The 16,586-nt window shown below is 38.4% G+C and carries 12 protein-coding genes and 1 pseudogene; 4 read left to right on the top strand and 9 right to left on the bottom strand.

Annotated features, from left to right (window positions below):
* Positions 1–2: 2 nt before the first annotated feature.
* From V7108_RS20525 to V7108_RS20535, 3 genes are all read right to left on the bottom strand, one after another.
* Positions 3–749 carry an SDR family NAD(P)-dependent oxidoreductase gene (locus V7108_RS20525; RefSeq protein WP_335569274.1) on the bottom strand — a complete coding sequence of 249 codons (747 nt, stop codon included), beginning with the start codon at positions 747–749 and terminating at the stop codon, positions 3–5.
* Between the two features lie 11 nt (positions 750–760).
* A complete protein-coding gene (locus tag V7108_RS20530; RefSeq protein WP_335569275.1) occupies positions 761–2,086 on the bottom strand; it encodes an MFS transporter in 1,326 nt (441 codons plus the stop codon).
* A gap of 130 nt (positions 2,087–2,216) precedes the next feature.
* Complete coding sequence (locus tag V7108_RS20535; protein WP_335569276.1) at positions 2,217–3,776, bottom strand: AMP-binding protein; 1,560 nt, start codon at positions 3,774–3,776, stop codon at positions 2,217–2,219.
* A gap of 173 nt (positions 3,777–3,949) precedes the next feature.
* Here V7108_RS20535 and V7108_RS20540 point away from each other — a divergent pair, with 173 nt between their 5' ends.
* Complete coding sequence (locus V7108_RS20540) at positions 3,950–4,549, top strand: TetR/AcrR family transcriptional regulator (RefSeq protein WP_335569277.1); 600 nt, start codon at positions 3,950–3,952, stop codon at positions 4,547–4,549.
* A gap of 191 nt (positions 4,550–4,740) precedes the next feature.
* Here V7108_RS20540 and V7108_RS20545 read toward each other — a convergent pair whose 3' ends face one another.
* Complete coding sequence (locus V7108_RS20545) at positions 4,741–4,872, bottom strand: FbpB family small basic protein (RefSeq protein WP_335509977.1); 132 nt, start codon at positions 4,870–4,872, stop codon at positions 4,741–4,743.
* 400 nt (positions 4,873–5,272) lie between these two features.
* A pseudogene (locus V7108_RS20550) lies at positions 5,273–5,692 on the bottom strand (LutC/YkgG family protein); the annotation flags it as partial.
* A gap of 334 nt (positions 5,693–6,026) precedes the next feature.
* Here V7108_RS20550 and V7108_RS20555 point away from each other — a divergent pair.
* The 3 genes from V7108_RS20555 to V7108_RS20565 are packed head-to-tail and all read left to right on the top strand — an operon-like array spanning position 6,027 to position 9,896.
* Positions 6,027–7,694, top strand: coding sequence for a MotA/TolQ/ExbB proton channel family protein (locus V7108_RS20555; RefSeq protein WP_335569278.1), 1,668 nt, complete (start codon positions 6,027–6,029; stop codon positions 7,692–7,694).
* A gap of 24 nt (positions 7,695–7,718) precedes the next feature.
* Positions 7,719–8,447, top strand: coding sequence for an OmpA family protein (locus V7108_RS20560; protein ID WP_335569279.1), 729 nt, complete (start codon positions 7,719–7,721; stop codon positions 8,445–8,447).
* Between the two features lie 45 nt (positions 8,448–8,492).
* On the top strand, positions 8,493–9,896 hold the full coding sequence (locus tag V7108_RS20565) for a hypothetical protein (RefSeq protein WP_335569280.1): 1,404 nt from the start codon (positions 8,493–8,495) through the stop codon (positions 9,894–9,896).
* Positions 9,897–9,947: 51 nt separating this feature from the next.
* On the opposite strand, the gene V7108_RS20570 is transcribed toward V7108_RS20565, so the two are convergent.
* The 4 genes from V7108_RS20570 to V7108_RS20585 form a co-directional block, all read right to left on the bottom strand.
* Entirely contained in the window at positions 9,948–12,134 is a 2,187-nt protein-coding gene (locus V7108_RS20570; protein WP_335569281.1) for a hypothetical protein, read from the bottom strand.
* Positions 12,131–13,399, bottom strand: a complete 1,269-nt coding sequence (locus V7108_RS20575; protein ID WP_335569282.1) for a TRAFAC clade GTPase domain-containing protein — start codon at positions 13,397–13,399, stop codon at positions 12,131–12,133. Before V7108_RS20575 ends, V7108_RS20570 begins: the two co-directional genes overlap by 4 nt.
* Before the next feature lie 12 nt (positions 13,400–13,411).
* Positions 13,412–14,050, bottom strand: a complete 639-nt coding sequence (locus V7108_RS20580) for a beta-mannanase (protein ID WP_335569283.1) — start codon at positions 14,048–14,050, stop codon at positions 13,412–13,414.
* 68 nt (positions 14,051–14,118) lie between these two features.
* The gene (locus tag V7108_RS20585) at positions 14,119–16,482 is read right to left on the bottom strand and encodes a hypothetical protein (RefSeq protein ID WP_335569284.1); all 2,364 of its coding nucleotides are present in this window, start codon (positions 16,480–16,482) and stop codon (positions 14,119–14,121) included.
* Positions 16,483–16,586 lie beyond the last annotated feature (104 nt).

Raw genomic sequence — 16,586 nt, forward strand, 5'->3', positions numbered from 1 at the left:
TATTACATATAAGCGCCGCCATCAACGACAATCACTTGACCAGTTATAAAACTAGCATCCTTTGAAACTAGATAACTTACAGCTGAAGCAATTTCAGCAGGTTGTCCCATACGATTAATAGATTGCTGACTAGTATCGTAAGGAATCCCTCTTGTAATCGCTGTTTCCGTTGCCCCCGGTGCGACAGAATTACAAGTAATATTATATTCTCCTATTTCCCGAGCTACCCATTTCGTGAGCGCAATAATGCCGCCCTTAGACGCTGCATAGGCCGGGCCAGACCTGCCGACAGTATCATCACCTGATTTCGCACCGCCATTTAGGCCTGAAATTGAACTAATATTGATAATTCTGCCCTCCTTTTGCTCCTTCATATATGGATAGACAACTGCTTGTGTAAATAAGAAGGTTGAACGGAGGTTTGTATTGATATCCCTTTCCCAATCTTCAATCGTCATCGTTTCTAAATTTAACCGGCTTGCGGTTCCTGCATTATTGACAAGTATATCGATGGTGCCAAATGTATCAGCTGTTTCTTTTACAACATGTTTTATAAAATCAGCATCTAGAATATCACCACGTTGTTCAACATGCCCTTCCCCCTGCATTTGCTCCAGAGTTTCTTCACAAGAGTTTTTATCCACTAATACGACTTGAATATCTTTTTGACTTAAAGATATAGCGATGCCTTGTCCAATCCCACTTGCCGCCCCTGTTACAATCGCTGTTTGTTTTAACAATTCACTCACCCCAAATAAATTTACGCTTTTTTTACGTCTACTTGACCGTTTTCCTCGACCTCTGTATGATCATGATGGTGATCGCCATATTGTGTAATTTTACGGGTGTCTGGTGAGAATATTGCCAAAACAAGTGAAAGGATTAGTCCTACAATCATAAATCCACCGAATATATAGGGGGATGGACCAAATTTCGCACCCATTTCTGTCCAAAGCATTGGCCCAAATCCTACAATTGCAGCAGCGACTTGATAACCTAGACCAAGCCCCGTATAACGCACATTGGCCGGGAACAATTCAGAGAAAAATGTTCCTTGTGTAGCGAAAATGGCACTCCAAACTACACCTAATAATAAAACCTGCATAATGTAGAACATGGTTGTGCTTTGACCAATCATAGTGAAATATGGAATGGCTAATACGATCAACGATACGACCCCGCCGATATAGATGGTTTTACGACCGATAAAATCAGATAAATATCCGGTCAATGGAATCGTAATAATCATGGTTGCACAACTTAGTGTTAAAGCCAATAATGCCACATCACGACTATGACCTAGAAACGTCGTTGCATAAAACAAGATAAAGGACATAAGGAATACATTGAAAAAACCGTCTCCCAGTTTTAAACCAATCAAGCGAAAAATATCCTTTTTGTGGTATTTAAAGGCATCAATAATCGGTACCTTTGCAATCTCTCCTTGTTCCTTTTTCCTTTTAAATTCAGGAGTCTCTTCAATACTGCTGCGAATCCAAATCGCTAAAAGTACTAATACTGCACTAAAAAGGAATGGGATCCTCCAGCCCCAGGCCATAAATTGTGCTTCTGTGGTTAATGAACTGATTAACGTAAAACTAAATGTTCCGAGTACTAATCCAATCGGTACGCCTAATTGAGGAATCGAACCAAAGAAGCCACGCACACCTTTTGTTGCAGATTCTGTTGCAAGTAAAACAGCTCCACCCCATTCACCACCAAGAGCAATTCCTTGTAGTAAACGTAAAACGACAAGCGCGATTGGCGCCACTAACCCAACTTGCGCATAGGTCGGAAGCAGTCCAATCAAAAACGAACTTCCCCCCATCCCGATCAGTGTCAGCATGAGGGATGCCTTCCTTCCGATGCGGTCTCCCATATGCCCAAAAATGATACTTCCAAGAGGTCGTGCAGCATAACCTGCTCCAAAAGTAGCAAAAGCAATCAAAACAGAAATCGTCGGATTCTCTGAAGGGAAGAATAAAGTAGCAAATACAATTCCTGTTGCTGTTCCGTAAAGATAGAAGTCATACCATTCAATGATGGATCCTGCTAAACTAGCTAATAATACTTTGACATTTTTCATAGATTCGCCTACTTTCTTATAGATGATGTTTAAAAATCCTGGTAAAAATCACACATCGAATTTCCTCGTTGGCTTCTCTTTCGCTGTTAAAAGCTTAACACCCTCGAACTTCTCGGTTCCCTTTATCCTCTTATACGGTCAGTAATTTACGCAGAATATGTTTCTGGATTTTCCCAACAGGTGTACGAGGGAAATCTTCTACAAATTCAATAAACTCTGGAACTTTAAACTTTGCCAATCTTTCTTGGCAATGTTCAATGAGTTCTGCTTCAGACACTGCACTACCTTGATTTAATATGACATATGCTTTGATGGCCTCATCTCGCATCTCATCCGGGATACCAATAACAGCGGCTTCGTAAACAGCTTCGTGCTCGACTAACACGCTCTCCACTTCATTCGCTGCTACATTTTCACCTGAACGCTTAATCATATCCTTCATCCGATCAACAAAGTAAAAATAGCCATCTTCTCCGACATAAGCATTGTCCCCTGTTAAAAGCCAATCGCCTTTGAATGTTTGGCTTGTTGCTTCGTCATTTTTAAAATATCCCTTCATCAATGTTCTGCCGCGAACACCTTTGACAGCAATTTGGCCGACTTCTCCATCAGCCACCTCATATCCGTTTTCATCAAGTAATTTTACGTCACAGCCAATGCTTGGCTTTCCGATGCTCATATTTTTTCGAATGTCATTGATTGGATTGATTAATGGAACACCAATGGTCTCAGTCATCCCATACATTTGCAGCAGTTTAAGATTGAACTTTCCTTCAAATTCAGTTAATTGATGTTCCGCTACTGACTGTGCGAAAGTGATTAAACGGATCGGGTTATCCCGGTCATTCTCATCATATTCCTTTGCCAGTATCATTCGAATCGGAGCCGCAAATAGTGAACCAATCGTACCACCAAGAGCCTTTGCTTGTTTAAAATAACGGGATGCACTAAATTTCTCTGTTAACGCAATACTAGCCCCTACTACAAGTGCAGACATGGTTGAGTAATACTGTGCATTGCCATGAAATAAAGGTAAAACGATGAACGGCCGATCGTTCTCAGTTAAATTGATCGATTTTGACATTAATTCACCGGTATAAATATAATTTGCGTTCGTCACCTGTACGCCTTTTGGTTTGGAGGTTGTCCCTGATGTATATAGCATAGCTACAACATCCTCAGAAAGTATCTCCGGGAAAGCTTCTGTACCATCAGATGAGTTTTCTAGTAAATCATTAAAGTTAATAACCCCTTCAACACCTTGTTCACAGCGAGTAATGATGGTATGTTGAATCGTTGACAATTCACTAAGTATCCCATCAAACTTTTCTAAATACTCAGCTTCAGTCATGAGTACAATAGCTTCAGAATGATTAATAATGTATTTCATCTCATCAGCTGTTGATAAAATATTGGTTGGGACCATGATGGCTCCAATATTCGCCAATGCAAACCATATTGTAAAAAATTCCATATTGTTTGGTAAATGTAAAACAACATGATCCCCTTTTTTTAGACCTAACTTCAAGAAAGCATTACTTAATTTGTTCACTTCTTCTTGGAATTCTTTATACGTTTTTTTATAACGTTGTTCATTTGCATCTTCAAAATGAATAAATACCTTCTCCTCGTGCTGCTTGACCTTATCCGCTAATAGTGAACGTAATGTTCTTTTTCCGATTATATCCACTTATACCTCTCCTTTGTTAGCGTTTACATTTCATAGACTATAGTCTATAAGATAATATACTTACACTTTAACTGTCAATATAACTTTCTGATTATTTTTATAAATCATAAGATTATAACTTTGGTAATTATGTTAAAATAGGAATCAATTAAGGGACGAGTAGGTGTTATACCATGGAAAGGAAAACGCGAGAGCAGCAAGCAGAAGAAACAAGACAGAGAATCTATCAGACAGCTTTAAAACTTTTTGAAAAAAAAGGGTTTAATCAAGTAAGCGTCGATGAAATAGTTCAAAAAAGCAAAAGTTCAAAAGGGGCATTCTATGGCCATTTCTCATCAAAATACGATATTTTTTTAGAGAAATTTAGAGAAATAGATTCATTTTATGAAAATTTTGCTCAATCCTTACCAAGTCATATGCATTTTGAAGACAAAGTGATTTCCCTTTTCGACGCACAATTGACCTACTTAAAAAATGAGCTGGGAGAAGATTTGATGAGGAGTGTTTATACGAGCGGCTTAATCAGAAATGAAGCAAACTTTTTCGCCAACTCGGAGAGAAGCTTATATAAAATTTTAAATAGGTTCGTGCATGAAGCCATTAAAAATGGAGAACTACCAAAATCAACAGATATTAGTAAAACCAGTTTTTTCATTTCAAGATGTATGCGCGGTACTCTTTATGACTGGCTTTCATTTGGCGACAACGATCCTTCAAATGATGAAGCGAAAACGTTTATAGCTATCTTTCTAAGAGGTTTGAGCCACGGGTGAGCCACGGGGACGGTTCTCATGGCTAAGAAATTTGTCTCCCCAAACCTCGTTTATAATAGGAAAATGTTCTTCTCTATTTTCTTATATTATCATAAAAAGTCCGCAGAACCTTCCCCACGGCCCCCCCGGAATAAAAGTGAGGGTGAAATCATTGTGATTTCACCCTCACTTCATATTGGAACCCGTTAAGGTTAAGCCAGCCTTTTTACTTCATGCCGCTCTTCTATCCGTTTTTCTATCTTCTCCATAGCCTTTTTATCGTTTAAAAGCTCCTTTTTATTTTCTTCAATAAGATTCTTCATGGATTTAATTTCTTTACGCACTTTTGTATGACTCCCTTTGCTGTTTTCTGAATTTTCTATATTTATATAATACACCAAAATTAGAATAATTCCAAACCAAACGACTTTAAACAATTTATCAAAATATTTCTAGTCGTTCTACTGTTTCTGCACCTTCAGCAACAATATCCATTTCTGTGCCGCAGGGACGGTTCTCATGGTCCCTAGATTACCATTCCCTTATGCATTAAAAGACTATCAGAACCGTCCCCATGGTCTGCTGGTCTACTATTACTAGATAGAGCAGAGCCACAGGGACGATTCTCATGGTAAGATTTTGGGTTACCAAATCCTGCTTAAAAAGCCATCAGAACCGTCCCCCTGGTCACAGAAATGACTAAACCTCATTTCCCTAAAGAAAAGTGGATGCTAAGGGATTATATTATATATCATCCACTACAATGTAGGTTGTTTTAATGGGTCCATGAACGCCCACGACTAGGATCATTTCGATGTCTGCTGAGTTGCTTGGTCCTGTGATGAAGTTAATGCAGGAGGCGATTTGTTCGCCGTTTTTTACTTTTTCATTTATGATACGGGCCGCTTGTGTCATGCGGGGAACGATACTGCTTTTTGGGATAATAATGATGGAAGTTGCCGGTAAAAAACTGACTGTTCTCCCTTTATCCTTGCTGCTAAAGAGAACCGCTGTACCTGATTCTGCCAGTGTTACATCACTGATCGTAATTCCGACATTTGCAGCCTCGGCCTTCACGATATTTTCTTTGCCTTTTGTATGATCCCAAATATGAAGATCAATTCCCTCCTGAGGCCATTCTTCCTTCATTAATTTTTCAAGGCCAGGGTACCGGAGGGACGGTTCTCATGGTATTTAAAATGGCTAGTGCAGACCATGAGAACCGTCCCCATGGTCCTTCCGTGGTCCTTCTTATTTATGCGCATATCCACCTTTCGACCTAATAATCTATTTTTACCAAATTAATACTAGTAAAATTATAAACTTCTCCGATTAATCCAACACGAATCTACTAATACTAATTTTCCCTATGTCTTTAGTTTACAATTCTCCCATAAATAATCCAATGCAAGAAGGAATATTCCTTCCAAACGCTGACTTTATTTTGGTACAATCATAATAGGTAATTACGCTTAAAAATACTTGCGAGGAGAACAAAATGAAAAAATACTTCATTACTATACTAATGTTTGTGCCTGCAATTGCTTTATTCATTTATTTTTCATCTGAAGGGATTTCCAATATACCTGCAAGTGATTATTTAGTCCTAGCAGTTTATATTATTCTTGGTTTAATTGCTGATTTCTCTTTAAAAAGCAATAATCTTATTTTTTCTTTCTTAAAAAAACAAGATGAAGAATTAACAAGCAGTCCAGAGAGGAATCACTTATTTTCAACTATTTGGAAAGAATTTATTACAAAAAAGGAAATAACGAAGACACAACTCAATATATCCTCTTTCATTGAGATGTTTATGTCCGAGTATAAAATTGATAACCAATCAACTATGATTAAGAAGTTAAAACTGATTCATACGTATGCTTCCATCTCTATACTAATTGGGGTCCTTGGTACCTTTATAGGACTCGTGGTAACGCTGGCTTCACTTAATCCTGATAATATAGATAGTTCTATAATGGGAATTTTAGGAGGGGTGCATACCGCTTTCTTCACAAGTATCGGGGGAATAATGTTCTCTATTGTGATTAACCTTCATTCAAAATATAAAAATTCAGAACAACTACTTTTGCAAGTGATGTTAAAAATAGAAAACTATATTTACCAAAAAGATCAAAAGACATCTGATTACTATGTTGTCGAAGCGATTGGTGATGTCAAAGAAGCTGTTTTCAACGTGGGAAGAGCTTTCTTAGATGTTGCACACTTTTCAAAAGAGTTTAAAAAGGCAACTGATAATTTAATCGGATTTAATGAAACTTTTAAGAAAAATACTATAGAAGTGAATAACATGTTCACCAACATGAAAACGATAACCGAGCAGTTTAATAACAGGACAGCTCAGCTTCACACTGATTTTGAAAAATTGTTTACCTATTTCGAAAACCAAAATACCGCTCTATATGGGATGAAGACAACCTTTGAACAATCTCGAAATGATGTTAAGACCTTTGTTAATGAACAGGCAAAGATAGTAGAACAAATTTCGAACAATAACAAAATGGTATTGGAACAAGTCTCAAGCGATAACAAAACCGTATTAGAACAAGTTTCTTATGATAACAAAACCGTATTGGAGCAAATCTCGAACGATAACAAAACCGTATTGGAGCAAATCTCGAACGATAACAAAAATGTTCAACAACAATATGGGACAATGTTTAAATTTGCTCAGAATGTAATAAAACAGGCTTATAAAGAATTAAATGGATTTTTTGAGCAAACATCATTTCAAATTTCACAAATTGCCTCACAAAATGAGTCTCAAGTCGACAATCATAAGCAATTGACGGAAGCGATTTATAAGCAAATCAAAAAAGAGCAGGCTGCACTATTGAAACAAATCAAGGAGTCAAATACACAAAACAGCGAGGTAAAGGAATCCATTAAGGATTCAGTCTTAAAGATAGACGGATATCTGGGACAACAAGAGAAATCAAACGAAATACTTACAAAACAATTGGATCAACTTAGCAGTACGATCCAAAGTGCTAATGACTTAATCGTGATCATGAATGCTACTATTACAAAGGGAACGGAAGCCACACCTGCATCATTAAAATCTTTAGAATCAACATTGAATGACTTAAAGAAGAGTATTGAAACACTTTCCAAAAAAGTTAAAGAAGAAAAAATCCAATATGCCTAACAAACTAGAAAAAGGACGTAAGCTATGAGGGAAAAATATAAACGTTTACTAAATGGCGGTTCGGAGGATTCCGATTTCTGGCCAACTTTTACGGATTTATTATCTACTATTCTACTAGTTGTCCTTGTCATATTTGTAGCCATTATCATTAGTATTAATAAAAAAACCGAAGACGCACAGGCGAAAGTAAAGGAAAGCCAAGCAGAAATCGCTCAACAAGAAAAACAATTAGCCGATAAAGAAAAGCAAATTGAAGCGTTAACCTACATCCAAAAAGATATTGTGAATGATCTGGATAAAGAATTCAAAAAGGCAGATCTATCAATTTCCATTGATAAAGATACGGGAGCGATTAAGTTTACCGATGACCTGTTATTTGAAACAGGTCAGGATGTCATCAAGCGTGAATTTCAAGCCAAGCTTCATAGCTTTATCCCAATCTATTTCTCTACTCTCTATGGGAAGTATAACGACCATATTGCAGAGATTGTGGTTGAAGGGCATACCGACGATGTTGGGGAATACATGAATAACCTTGATTTATCACAGCGGCGCGCTTTCAGTGTGGTTAAATACATTTTAAGTGATGAATTCGGTGATTTTCCATACAAGGATCAAGTGACAAAGAATATTACGGCCAATGGTCGTTCGGAAAGTCAGTTGAAAATGAAAGATGGCGTGGTTGACCAAGCCCAATCAAGACGAGTTGAATTCAAATTCAGACTAAAAAATAGCTATGAAGGCAGCAATTAATAAAAATGGAAATACCGTCCTTCGAGAATTTGGGGAGCTGTGAAAATGGCTAACATAAACGGATATAGAATTTTACAAGAAATTCAGACTGGTGAGTATTTAACCGTTTATCTGGTTGAAGATTTGGTGCATGGCGGGACAGCCATTCTGCGCTTGACGAATCAGCCAGTATATCGAGAAGCTTGGAACGAACTGTATCGTAACTACGATCAAAAGGTAAAAAACCAAAAGTACCTCCCTGCCCTCAAGAAGCTAGATACCTTGGATGACAGGTCCTTATCTGTGATGGAGGGTAGTGAAGGAAACCTATTAGATTCGGGTCAAACTCTAACTAGCAGGCAAATTGATCAGTTTGTCGAAGCTGTTCTGCATTTACATCAGAATCAGATTCTTCTTGGTAAAATTACGAGGTTTAATATCTGGATTAGAGAAAATGGAGATATTTCCTTATACGGAGCAGGAGAAAGAGCGGTTTTTAATCCTGAAAGTAAGAGTACGATAGAGGATGACCTAAAACAAATATTGACGATTATCAAAAATCATTCACCTATTTCGAAATCTCATTTTGACGGTTTAAGCTTTGGAAATATAGAAGAACTACAAGAATGGGTTCTTGCAAAATTTGCTATTCCTAAGCCAGGGCTGGTGGATAAAGGTGTTTCATCCGAAGCAGTTTTCGGAAATCCTGATAAAAAAAGAGAGGAACAACAGGAGTCATTCCTTGAACACTCTTCCTCTCAACCTAAAGAAGAAAAGAAAAAAAATCGTACTTTCCCAATCCTGCTTAGCGGGATTGCTGTCCTTTTGATTATTATCTTTTCTCTCGGTCTGTTCCGAGGTGAATCGGAGCAAGTAAATAAAAAGGTATATGAACCTTCCAAGACACAGCAGCAGGATGCGGAATCTATAGTGGATAAGGAAGAAAAACAGAACGATGAACAACAAGCTGTGTATATAAGCCAATTCGCTCCTTTGTTCTCCGGCTGGGAGATCATTAAGCATACTTCTATTAATCTAGCGGGCGCTAACTATACCTTAGTGGCAACTGCTCAGAAACGCGATGAGTTTTCGGGTGCAGTGAAAGTATCGGTCTTATCTCAGGGACAAAACGCTGAATGGTCAAAGGTGTGGGAGTCCCCAGAAGAGTATGAAAGCTATTTGTCGGAACCTGAATCCTATGTTCACTCCTTCTTAACGCTTACATCAAATGATGGAAAAGTCGCCCTGCTTGTTTTTGATCTACCTGATAATGGGGCTTTGGGAATCTCAGAAATTAAAGCTATAACACTCCAAACAAATGGATTTGTCGAAGAGGCTTGGAGTGGATATGGTACCAACATTGAAAAGAAGGATAATGAAATTCATGTAACAGACATGGGCTTGAAAAAGCTTTCGATTGCCGATGGCTTATTTTTGAAGAAGGAAATAGCGAAAAGCGATGTTGAATAAATAAGGCAAAAAGCAGCATACAAGCTGCTTTTTGCCTTATATTTGCAAATACTACCTTTTTAAACTCTTCTTTTTGATGAACTTAACTATTGGGTTTTTGGCCGTTTCCAATTCAACTTCCTTAAGTAGACGATTAAAGCTGCTGTTTCGGATTGATTTCAATTCTTTTCTGTATGTTTTATCATTCCAAATTGATCTGGGATCTGAAACGAAATAACGTAATAACAGATTTTTAAAACGAACATCTCTTCCCACTAAGAGTTGAGATTTTTGTATAAAAAACAGTACCGTTTTGTCATCGCTGTATTGAATAAGATGCCTTAATAAAGACCCATAGTCCACGTCATCATAATCCGAACCGTATGCAATGTCGAGGAGTCCTAAATGCTCCACAGAAGGATTTTGACGCAATTGTTGTTGAAGGATATCCCGCACCTGCTCACGCTGGCCTTTTGATAATGATCTTAAATCATAGGATTCAGCACGCGCTGGCATACTGAGCAATTGGTAAAGAGCATCAATGATCAAATATTTGTCCTTTGGACGATCCTCATTACCTTTCATCCCCTTGGAAAAAATCTTTCCAAAGTTCATGATATCTTCTCTCGTTAGCTCACTTGGACGTATTTGCTCCAACAAAGCCCGTTCAGAACTCTCAATCAACCTCTGTTTAAAATCTAAAAACGGCAAGTCTTCCTTATCTAATTTAAAGTCCTTGATAGCCAAAACAGCCTTAAAAATGTTCTGTTCTCTCTTTAAAGAGGATTCTACTTTATCCATCACAACCATGATAAATTTTTCGATATTTAATAAGAATGGTGCCCCAAGCATTAATTTTAGTTCACGAAGGATGTCTTCGACACGAATAACAGGCTTGAACCGTTCACCGAAGTATTGTTCTAGTACCACTCCATACCCCGGATTCCCATTCATAAGATTTAAAATCCTTTCATGACTAGGCCTGTCTTGCTCAATCAACTTCCATAGTTGACCAAAAAGCGGGTGATTCCGATGGTAGTTAACTGTCTCAAGGATAAAGGAGAACACCTCATCACGACCCAGGATTTTATTAATATTCAAGACCGCGTGAATATAATCAAGGGCAAAATCCTCATCAGCAGCCATTTTTTCTTCCCTTAACAGCTTGAGGAAAAGTTCAACCATTTCCGGTTTTTCTTCATGATGAACCTGTAGAAACTTCATTAGCCCTGTCACAAAACCAACTTTATTTTTACTATAAATAGAGGTATCGCCGCCAGTTATGGTTAAATAAAGATCGGTTAATTGATAGTAACTGGATAATTCCAGCTGTTGCTCCGTTGGTAAGCCAGACAATGACGCTTCAGCAAAATCAAAGAAATCATCGATACGTGCCGATTTAGAAAAGCGACTAAGCGCAAACTCAATATATTCATGCCTTTCCCCTTCAATGGAGACACCTGAAATCCTGCCATCTGCAAGGTCAAAAATGAATTGCTTTTCAATGGAGCGGTCACCATAGCTTAGAGTACCAGGCTCAAAGAAAGTAACATGGATATAATTTTTTGTTTCGGGTGCACTTGAGAAGGTCATGGCCCCTAATTTGCGTCGATGCGCATAAGGTAAGTAAAGATAAATTAATTCCAAAAGCTGCATGGCGTACTTTGAATAATCCTGTAAAGGGGCATTCAGTGAAATAAACACCTTTTTCTTCCCAGCTATCGAAGTCATCACGGCAAACAACAGCTGTTTAAAATGGGAATCCGTTATCGCTAATTTTTCAAACAAAGCGTCCTTTTCAGCAGGAACATCTTGACCATCATGTTCTACCGTATCTAATTCAGGTAGGACCTTCCCCTGCTCGATATCATAAGAAGTGTTAAAATCCCTTATTTGAAAAACCTTAGTCGAGTTCTTGATATATTCTTCTTTCAAGCCCGAAGGTATGACATAGTTATGCATAAAATAAGCGCTGCGCTGCCCGGTAAAATCAGCAGGTACATAAACGGCCTGCCCAATCACCATATCCCCTGTTTCCGGCTGGAACAAAGTCACAGCCTCCGGGTAGAGGGAGGCCTCTTTTTGACCGCTTGTTGTTAAGGCCTTAGGAGCATAATACAGGCAAAAGGGATGTAAATATTTTTTTACCAAAGCTTTGTCGAGCCCTTCAGAAACTGCAATGGTATCAAACCCGTCAGTGCTGCTGAAAACGCCGCCACGTTCACGGGTATATAGCTGCTGTTGAATTTTACCGCTCATTGCTCCTGTCTCCCCTCAATATACCCAAGCTTATACATCAGCCAAATAAACGGTTCATCCACACGGATCGGACTAATAATGCCGTTAACCTGCTGATTAACCGGGTTACTTCCTAGTGCGGAAACAGCAAAATAAGCCGTATCTTTAAAATAAACATCAACCGCATCCACAAACGGAATATCTACCTTTGAGAGGAATCTTTTAATCTCACCATTGATATTCTCAAATTCATCCAGATTAAGGAATCCTCTATGAATGACATTGCGAAACACATTACTGTTTGACTGGATATATTCACCATCTTCAGAACGTAAGGCATGTAAAAGGTCGCTCTTTGTCAAAACAACCGCAGTAGGAATATTCGTTTTACTATTCTCCTGTTGAGAGATAAAATCCTCAAAGAGCGAGATGACAACTTCTCGAGGCTCATCTGCAATCCCAACAATTTTGCCAGGATTTTCACCCATTTGATAGATCATCTTTTCACGGATGGCGCGAATCTGTATCGGGTCTACTAGAAATAATATCCCGGCTGAATTTTTAATATGGGAAGCATGAAGCTGGAGATAGTCCTTTTGTGTCATCCCCTCACCCGCCACATCAAAAAACACGAGCGTCAGTGGGGCACGGTCATCATTTTTAAAGACGAATTGAAAAATAAACGGCTCCTGACGTTTTGTCGAAGCGGTTGCTTCAAATAGATTCCCGGATTCAAATAAAGGGATTTCGTATTCATCCCTGAATCTTCGGCTAATTGAATTATTAAGTGGCAGACAGGCCGCCTCAAAATTACTGGCCGTCACACGCTGTAACGTACGAATTAAAGAAGTAATATAAACGGATTTCCCAACAGAAGTGGCTCCGACAATCGATATAATATTACTTGGATACTTGCCTGCCGTAACAGGGAGGTCATTATGACACTCTGGACAGAGGCGATTTCTCGTTACGACTGAGTAGCGGTCGGAAACTCCTACCAGAACATTGTCGGAGTAAAGCTTATTTTCATCAGCAATCGTGGAAGGCTCAATCCATGCCTCCAATTCATCTATTGGGGCAAGTCCAAATTTAGCTCTGTATTGATTCAATTTCTCGTCTTCCTGAAGATGGAAGGCCTCATCATCTTCTCGATGATGTCCCGCACGGAATACAACATTTTCGTGATGAAATTTTGCAAAACAATAGGGACAGACAATATCATAAAATAGAGGCTTCACTGGTGCAGGTGGAGTATTAGTAAAAAAATTTTTCAGTTTTCCAAACATGTTTTGGTCTCCTTATTCTGGAATCAGCTCATAGATTTCCGCTGACTGCTTGCCATTGCTAAAAAAGATTCGAATGTGTTCATCTTTATCAATTTCAATTTCGGGCTGCTCATTTCTACCTGAATCAAAGTCACGAATAAAAGGAAACTTCGTCCCATCCTCAATAGAAATCGGAACCCCCCCGCGTTTTTTCACATATACTAACAATTCTTTATCAAGGGGAATCTCCGTCCTGATGGACATTTTAACGACCTTTTTCGATTTCAAGAATCGCTTTTGCGTGTTAATTGAAAAGTAAATCTTTGCTTTTGTACCAGTGATATATAGAACATTCTTATCGTTTTCCTGATTAAAAACGACGAGCATCCCATCGCGTTTTTGGCAAGGTAGAATGCGGTAGAAATAACGGCCTACTCCATCTACTCTCCCTTTATAGCCCTGATTCGCTTTATATTCTTCACGTGTATAAAACTTTAGATCACTCTCGCTGAGTTCACTTAGAGGTTTTACGTGATCAGCATGACCTTTATAAATGTAAACAAAGTCAATTTCATTTGACCAAAACCAAGATAAATGAATCTCTGAATCTTTGATTGTCTTTCTCATATCCCTTATTTCATGATTAGGGGAAGGAATGGGTTCCCAGTTCACACGTTACACCCTCAATCCTTATTGTTATACATCAATAGGGAATCAAAATCCCCTATTGATGATTCTACTTAAACGGTACGATAGGTATTACTTTGATAAAAATCTGCATGAAACTCATAGCCATTTTTAACATACGTCTCGTAATATCTTGTTCCCTTCTGATAGTACATTAAATCTTTTAATTTAAAGCCACCCATCAAGGAGAGTTTTTCAATACCGCTAGATTTCTTTTCATGTGCACAGCCAACCTTAAAGTGCCGTGTCTCATTTTCTTTCTCAATGACAAACTTCATGAGTTTACTATAAAAATCACCAAAGAAGTATCTTTCTTCATGACGATTCTCCTGTGTGTAGTTAAATACCTCAATATGAATGGCTGAGTTTTGATGCATGCGCTGATACAGTTGCTTGAACAAATCTTCTTTTGTTAGAATAGTACCATCATCATATCGAGTTCGGACATTTGCCCGTTTTAACAGTTCATCCTCAAAGCTATGATGGAATTCCTCATGGGTTAAGACCTCAGTGTTGCAAATCGTAATGAAGCGTTCAATCAGACTGTGAGTGCCATTTTCTAGCAACGAAAGCAGATTTCCAAAAAAGCGCTCGTTGGAAATGAAAGCAGTTCCGTGTTTTTCCTTTAATTTTGCTGTAATGGTCCGAATAATATCTCCATAATACTCAGGGATATTTTTATCCAAATAATCATCGGAATCATATAAACTCTCAGCAGCACTTTGCTTTAAGACCGACAAGGCTTGGTCGATACCTATAACTTTATCGCGAAGAAATGCATGATGTTCCTCTAGAGCCTTTTGATATTGATTTAAAATGGCTTCTTTTACATCAAGTGTAAGAATTTCATATTTTACTCGATAAACGGCATCGAAAAAGTAGTTTACAAAGCTTGTCAGGTTTTTCTTATCTGAAAAAGGGAGCAGGCTCTTTTTGAAATCACAGTTTTCGACACTTTGCTGATAATACTGTTCGAGTTTTGCTTCTGCTTTCAAGCGATCATTCTTCGTTTCAAGGAGCATTTGACGAATCTCGCCCATGATGGTGAACTCACCATCGATGTTGTCAGAAGTCCATAAATAGGCGCTATATAAGCCGTATTTTTCATCTTGAATGATATTTTCATAGAGACAGCGCTCAATACTTTCTTTTAGATCGAGCTGCTGTAAATACTCTTGTACAGGCTCTTCAAAATTAGTAGAAAAGAAAATAGTTGTCCCGCTCTCAAATAAATACTCTTCAGCTTCTCGAACGGACATCTTTTTCACAGTTTGATAGGAATTTGTAATCATCAAGCCATTCATATCCTCAAGCTTTTGAACGGAAGGCATCCGGTCTTGAAAATACTTTTGAAAATGAGACTCAGACAGTTCTAATAGACTAATTATTTTTTCGCGCTTATGAGTATGTGATGATTCTTTTAAGGATGTAATCAGCTCATGGAAAAATTGGCTAGCAGCATGTAAGGCAATCGGTTTATTCGGGCGTCTTACCTTGGCAAAACCGGCCGATGCGTATACAGGCTCATTGGAACTTCCCCTAATGTTCCGCTTAAATTCCTGATGATTATAGCTATCCATCTTTTCATGGTACTCCGTAATCAGTTTCCGGTTCTTAAGTAAATTGAGATTGCTGATGATTTCATAATTTTGTTTCTCCACATCATTTGAGATAATCCCATTTTCATTTTTATCACTTAATAAATACACCAAATCAAATAATGGAGCAGCTGAATGGCCTACAGGCATTTTAAAACCATCCTCTGTCAATTGAAGATCTCCTTCAAAGGTGTACTCATCCTGTTGATACATATCGAGTTCATGTAAAAAACTGATCCCAAGTGAGGTGGAAAAAGCGAAATTTTCATCATCCTGCTTTTCATTCAGTAATCCGTACAAGTCCACCTCAACTGTTTTAGAGGAATCTCTCAAAATGCTTTTTAACAGCAAAGTAACTTCCTGGAGTAGAATAGTTGCAGGGTCGTGAACGGACGTCACAACACTTATGTTTATTTTTTGCAGGGAGGAGTAGACCTTCCCGTATTCCGCTAACTTGGCTACCAGCCTGCGGTAGGTTTTATTCAGCTCAATCAGGAGGGTTTCATCCCGATAAAAAGCTTCATAAAGGCTCTTTCGGATGTGCTTGCGGTCAAGTCCCTGCCCTGGCATTTTAAAGGAGAATACATTTTCATTGGTAATAGTGTTAGTTTGATAGGCATGAAAATAGAGGACGCCTGAGCTGTTGTGCCACTTTTCCTCATTAATATTGATAATGGTCTTTAGGGCATCCTTAACAGAGTCACCAATGAATAAAAAGATAATCGGATGTTTGACACTTCTTTGTTCGTTTTCTTCAAGCGTCATTTTTTCCAGCTGGTTAGCAAAAGTATTAGCAAACTTTTGTAAAAGTTCTTTCAAGCTGTTTCCCTCCAAAAAGCTTTCTCAGGATGATAAAAGACGGGCCACAGGCAATAGCTGCTTGTGGCCACATAGATTAAGCACTAGTTGGGCCTATCAGTCCC

It is taken from the genome of Neobacillus vireti, from assembly GCF_036962345.1.
GTDB classification, from domain to species: Bacteria; Bacillota; Bacilli; order Bacillales; family Cytobacillaceae; genus Neobacillus; species Neobacillus vireti_A.

Coding starts and splice junctions, on each gene's coding strand:
- V7108_RS20570 (WP_335569281.1), bottom strand. CDS start 12,134: ATGAGCGGTAAAATTCAACAGCAGCTATATACCCGTGAACGTGGCGGC.
- V7108_RS20560 (WP_335569279.1), top strand. CDS start 7,719: ATGAGGGAAAAATATAAACGTTTACTAAATGGCGGTTCGGAGGATTCC.
- V7108_RS20565 (WP_335569280.1), top strand. CDS start 8,493: ATGGCTAACATAAACGGATATAGAATTTTACAAGAAATTCAGACTGGT.
- V7108_RS20575 (WP_335569282.1), bottom strand. CDS start 13,399: ATGTTTGGAAAACTGAAAAATTTTTTTACTAATACTCCACCTGCACCA.
- V7108_RS20540 (WP_335569277.1), top strand. CDS start 3,950: ATGGAAAGGAAAACGCGAGAGCAGCAAGCAGAAGAAACAAGACAGAGA.
- V7108_RS20530 (WP_335569275.1), bottom strand. CDS start 2,086: ATGAAAAATGTCAAAGTATTATTAGCTAGTTTAGCAGGATCCATCATT.
- V7108_RS20555 (WP_335569278.1), top strand. CDS start 6,027: ATGAAAAAATACTTCATTACTATACTAATGTTTGTGCCTGCAATTGCT.